Below are 633 nucleotides of genomic sequence, written 5' to 3'. Positions count from 1 at the left end.
TGACATTCGGGCAATTGCACCATTGCTCTATCGGTCTTGCGCAGCGCCTCATTCCACTCTGCCACAAATACCCAATATTTGTTTCTTCGGCGCGATTTTCGGCGGCCCGCCGAATACTACGCTGACAAACGGACCCGGTCTCGACAGTCACGGTCCAGCTGATGACTGTTCAGCTCGTGTCCGAATGTCAGACCTGACACCGGGCGCTGACACCGGGCGCTTGACACCGGGCGCTTGGGGCGATGATTCCGCCGGCGTGCTTACTCGCCCGGTGGCAGCTCGATCAGGCGTGCTTTCAGGGTGGCTGGTCCGCCCACCGGTTTCTTGGCGGTGAAGTAGGCCTTGGCCTTGTCGGGCCATACCACGATCTGGCTCTGGTAGTTACCCAGCTGCTGGGTCGTGGTTTTCACGTCGCCGACGTACATCGTCATGCTCAGGGTGGTGCCGCCGGTCGATTCCACATACAGCTTGTAGCGTTTCGGCGCGGTCGGGAACTTGCCATTGACCGTAAGCGATCCATCAACCCCAGACTGTTCAGGAAGTCACGCCGCTGGTTAAATCGGGGGTATGCAAATCCTTCATATTCCACGGCAGCAGCGCCGCGACGTCATCCACGATTTTCGCCGCTGGCAA

1 protein-coding gene is annotated in these 633 nt (G+C 59.2%); it reads right to left on the bottom strand.

Annotated features, from left to right (window positions below):
* Window positions 1-260: 260 nt before the first annotated feature.
* On the bottom strand, window positions 261-461 hold the full coding sequence (locus F2P45_RS34395; RefSeq protein WP_166882681.1) for a hypothetical protein: 201 nt from the start codon (window positions 459-461) through the stop codon (window positions 261-263).
* Window positions 462-633: the final 172 nt, after the last annotated feature.

This window comes from Massilia mucilaginosa (assembly GCF_011682145.1).
Lineage (GTDB): Bacteria > Pseudomonadota > Gammaproteobacteria > Burkholderiales > Burkholderiaceae_D > Telluria_A > Telluria_A mucilaginosa.
The sequence above is the reverse complement of the archived record's forward strand: the minus strand, read 5'-3'. Positions and strand labels throughout refer to the sequence as shown.